This is a genomic window from Salipiger sp. HF18 (assembly GCF_011806505.1).
Lineage (GTDB): Bacteria > Pseudomonadota > Alphaproteobacteria > Rhodobacterales > Rhodobacteraceae > Salipiger > Salipiger thiooxidans.
Genome location: NZ_JAATOS010000372.1, coordinates 1 through 3,941 on the forward strand (window position 1 = coordinate 1; position 3,941 = coordinate 3,941).

Sequence of the window (3,941 nt, forward strand, 5' to 3'; positions counted from 1 at the left end):
TGGTCGGGGGCCGGGGTGAGGCGGAGAGAGCTGCGCGTCAGTGGGAGCGGAGGGCCTTGATGAGCTCGGCTTTGGTCATGGTGGAGCGGCCTGCGATGTCGATTTCCTGCGCGCGGGCGTAGAGCGCGTCTTTGGTCCAGTCCTCGTAGGGAGGCGCCTTGCCCCCCTTTTCGGAGGGGTGCATGTCGGGGTTGGCCTCGGCATTCGAGATCCGGGCCGCCTTTTCCTTCGACATGCCCTTGTCGCGCAGGGTCTCGTAGAGTTCTTCGTTCTTGAGGCTGGGGTTGGCCATCGCTGTGTCTCCTCTCTGCGCAGGAAGAACCCGCAGGCGGGCCGGAGGGTTCCGCGGGGCCTTCCCAAGCGGGGGCGGTGAAGCTATATGCGCGCCATGCTGGACACGCCCTCGAACCGCCCCGACCTTCCCGCGGAAATCGCCCGCCGCCGCACCTTTGCGATCATCTCGCACCCGGACGCGGGCAAGACCACGCTGACCGAGAAATTCCTTCTGTATGGCGGCGCCATCCAGATGGCGGGACAGGTGCGTGCCAAGGGCGAGGCGCGGCGCACCCGGTCGGACTTCATGAAGATGGAGCAGGAGCGCGGGATCTCGGTCTCGGCCTCGGCCATGTCCTTCGATTACGGCAATTTCCGCTACAACCTCGTGGACACGCCCGGCCACTCGGATTTCTCCGAGGACACCTATCGCACCCTGACGGCAGTGGATGCGGCGATCATGGTCATCGACGGCGCCAAGGGCGTGGAAAGCCAGACCCAGAAGCTGTTCGAGGTCTGCCGCCTGCGCGACCTGCCGATCCTGACCTTCTGCAACAAGATGGACCGCGAGGCGCGCGACACCTTCGAGATCATCGACGAGATCCAGGAAAACCTGGCCATCGACGTCACCCCCGCCTCCTGGCCCATCGGCATGGGGCGCGATTTCATCGGCTGCTACGACATGCTGCGCAACCGGCTCGAACTCATGGACCGCGCCGACCGCAACAAGGTGGCGGCGTCGATCCGCATCGAGGGGCTCGACGACCCCAAGCTGGTCGAGCACGTGCCCGCGCACCTGCTCGACCAGCTCAAGGAAGAGGTCGAGATGGCGCGCGAGCTGCTGCCCGCGCTCGACCCGCAGTCCATTCTCGAAGGCCACATGACGCCGATCTGGTTCGGATCCGCGATCAACTCCTTTGGCGTGAAGGAGCTGATGGACGGCATCGGCAACCTCGCGCCCGAGCCGCAGCCCACCAGCGCCGAGCCCCGGCAGATTGCCCCCGACGAGAAGAAGGTCGCGGGCTTCGTCTTCAAGGTGCAGGCCAACATGGACCCCAAGCACCGCGACCGGGTGGCCTTCGTCCGCCTTGCCTCGGGGCATTTCGAGCGCGGCATGAAGCTCACCCACGTGCGGACCAAGAAGCCCATGGCGATTGCCAACCCGGTGCTTTTCCTCGCCGCCGACCGCGAACTGGCGGAAGAGGCCTGGGCCGGCGACATCATCGGCATTCCCAACCACGGCCAGCTGCGCATCGGCGACACGCTGACCGAGGGCGAGACGCTGAAGGTCACCGGCATCCCCTCGTTCGCCCCCGAGCTTCTGCAAGGCGTGCGCGCGGGCGACCCGATGAAGGCCAAGCACCTCGAGAAGGCGCTGTTCCAGTTCGCCGAGGAGGGCGCCGCCAAGGTCTTCAAGCCCAACATCGGCTCGGGCTACATCGTGGGCGTCGTGGGCGCGCTGCAGTTCGAGGTGCTGGGTGCGCGGATCGAGCAGGAATACGGGCTACCGGTCCGCTTCGAGGCCTCGCAGTTCACCTCGGCGCGCTGGGTGCATGGCGACAAGGCGGCGGTGGAGAAATTCGTCAACGCCAACAAGCAGCACATCGCCCACGACAACGACGGCGACGTGGTCTACATGACCCGGCTGCAATGGGACATCGACCGGGTGGTGCGGGATTATCCCGACATCAGGCTCTCGGCCACCAAGGAAATGATGGTCTGATCGGATGGCCGGGCGCCCTGCCCGGCCTTTTCCGTTCCGGGGCTTCGGGGCACGGGCCTTGCCGGTGCTCAGGAGCCGCACGTCTGGACGGGGACGCGGGGCCGGTATCGGCCGTACGCCCCTGCCGGGGCCTGCGTGAGCCGAAGTTTTCCCTTGACCTGGAGTGCGCTCCAGCCCCCACAAGGGGAAGCGTCGAACGGACGAAAGGCCCCTGCCATGCGGATCGCAGAGTTCGCGCAGGCCACCGGGTTCGCGGTGGACACCCTGCGCTACTACGAGAAGATCGGCCTCATCGAGCCGCCCCTGCGCGACAGCGCCGGGCACCGGATCTACGGGCCGGCCGAGCTTCGCTGGGCGAAGTTCCTCGGGCGGCTCAAGACCACCGGCATGCCGATCTCGGGAATGCTGGCCTATGCCCGGGCGCGGGCCGAGGGCGAGGTCACCACGCCCGAGCGCGCCCGGATGCTGCGGGAGCATCGCGCCGAGGTGGCACGGCGCGTGGCCGAGCTGCAGGACTGCCTCTCCGTTCTCGACAGCAAGATCGCCTCCTACGAGGCGACGATGTCAGACGCGAAAGGACCTGACCATGTTGCAGAGAACACCGGAAACACGAGGCGAACGCGGCCGCAGGCTGCTCGATGAGATCGACGGCGAGGCCGGCCACGCGGTGATCGCGGGGCTGCAGGACATCGCCCCGGATTTTGCCGAGCTGCTCTTCGAGTTCCCCTTCGGCGACATCTACGCCCGCGAAGGCCTGTCGCTGCGCGATCGCGAGATCGCGACCGTGGCGGCGCTGTCGGCGATGGCAACGGCGCCGAAGCAGCTTGGAGTGCACGTGCAGGGGGCGCTCAACGTGGGCGTCACCCGGCAGGAGATCGTCGAGATCATGATCCAGATGAGCGTCTACGCGGGCTTCCCGGCGGCGCTGAATGCGCTGGCGGTCGCGCGCGAGGTGTTCTCGGCGCGTGACGCGAAGGTCGAGGGTCAATAGCCCACAATACAAACGAAAATCGCGCCGCGCTTGCCTGCGCGACGCGATCCCGTTCGGTCCGCGCGCACCATCGACGATGCGCGCGGCGGAGCCTCAGCTGCCCTGAAGCAGCGGCGTGATGCGGCGCACGGCGGCGCGGCGGTTCTCGCGTTCGGCCGCGTCGCTCTGCACCGCGAGGTCACCCTCGCCGTAGCCCTGAAGCACCATGTTCTCGGGCGGCACGTCAAAATACTCGGTCAGTGCCAGAGCCACCGATTCCGCCCGGCGGTCGGACAGCGCGAGGTTGTAGGTCCAGCTGCCCACTGCGTCGGTGTGGCCCTCGATCAGGAAGACCTCGCCGGGGCGTTCGGCGATCACCTGCTTCATGGCGTTGCCGAGCGCCGCCAGCGCGCGCGCTTCCTCGGGCCGGATCGCGGCCGAGCCGGTCTCGAAGTTGATCGAGTCCACGCTGACCTCGGGCACGAGATGGCGCACCGCGTCGATGTTGCGGATCTGGTTGAGCGAGAAGGTCCGGTCCACCGACGTGCCGCTCTCGGCAGCGAGCGCGGCCGCAAGCTCGGTCTCGTTCACCTCCTGGAAGTTCATCCGGCGCGGCGTCTCGGTGGTCTGCGGCAGATCGTTTACCACGACCTCGGTCTCGGCCTGTGTGTCGTCGAAGAGCACGATGGACTGACCGTCGGGCAGCGTCCGTGTGCGGCGCAGCACGCGACCATCGGCGGCCTTCACCGTTTCGACCACGTTGCCGTCGTCGTATTTCACGACGCTGCGAGTCGAGCCGTCGTCATAGCGGTAGGTGGTGACGTCCGAACCCGGACGGCGCAGCAGCACGTCGTCGTTGCGCAGCACGCGGTACTGGCCACCCTCCTCGACCACCACGCGGTCACCGGAGTTCTCGACCACCTTGGCGTCGTTGCCGAGGAACTGGGTCAGTGCAAGCGCACCAAGGCCCACGAG

The 3,941-nt window shown here is 67.2% G+C and carries 5 protein-coding genes; 3 read left to right on the top strand and 2 right to left on the bottom strand.

Annotation, left to right across the window (positions count from 1 at the left end):
* Positions 1 to 37 precede the first annotated feature (37 nt).
* On the bottom strand, positions 38 to 292 hold the full coding sequence (locus HC022_RS20730) for a Rho termination factor (protein ID WP_167453682.1): 255 nt from the start codon (positions 290 to 292) through the stop codon (positions 38 to 40).
* Between the two features lie 96 nt (positions 293 to 388).
* Between HC022_RS20730 and HC022_RS20735 the strand changes: the two genes are divergently transcribed.
* The 3 genes from HC022_RS20735 (at position 389) to HC022_RS20745 (ending at position 2,987) form a co-directional block, all read left to right on the top strand.
* Positions 389 to 1,996, top strand: a complete 1,608-nt coding sequence (locus HC022_RS20735; RefSeq protein WP_167453685.1) for a peptide chain release factor 3 — start codon at positions 389 to 391, stop codon at positions 1,994 to 1,996.
* A gap of 216 nt (positions 1,997 to 2,212) precedes the next feature.
* Positions 2,213 to 2,638 (top strand): MerR family transcriptional regulator, encoded by a 426-nt coding sequence (locus HC022_RS20740; RefSeq protein WP_008884842.1) that lies wholly within the window; start codon positions 2,213 to 2,215, stop codon positions 2,636 to 2,638.
* Positions 2,583 to 2,987 carry a carboxymuconolactone decarboxylase family protein gene (locus HC022_RS20745; protein WP_167453683.1) on the top strand — a complete coding sequence of 135 codons (405 nt, stop codon included), beginning with the start codon at positions 2,583 to 2,585 and terminating at the stop codon, positions 2,985 to 2,987. The genes HC022_RS20740 and HC022_RS20745 overlap by 56 nt, the downstream gene beginning before the upstream one ends.
* A 93-nt stretch (positions 2,988 to 3,080) precedes the next feature.
* On the opposite strand, the gene HC022_RS20750 is transcribed toward HC022_RS20745, so the two are convergent.
* Positions 3,081 to 3,941: OmpA family protein (locus tag HC022_RS20750; RefSeq protein ID WP_167453684.1), on the bottom strand; the 861-nt coding region annotated here is incomplete at its 5' end.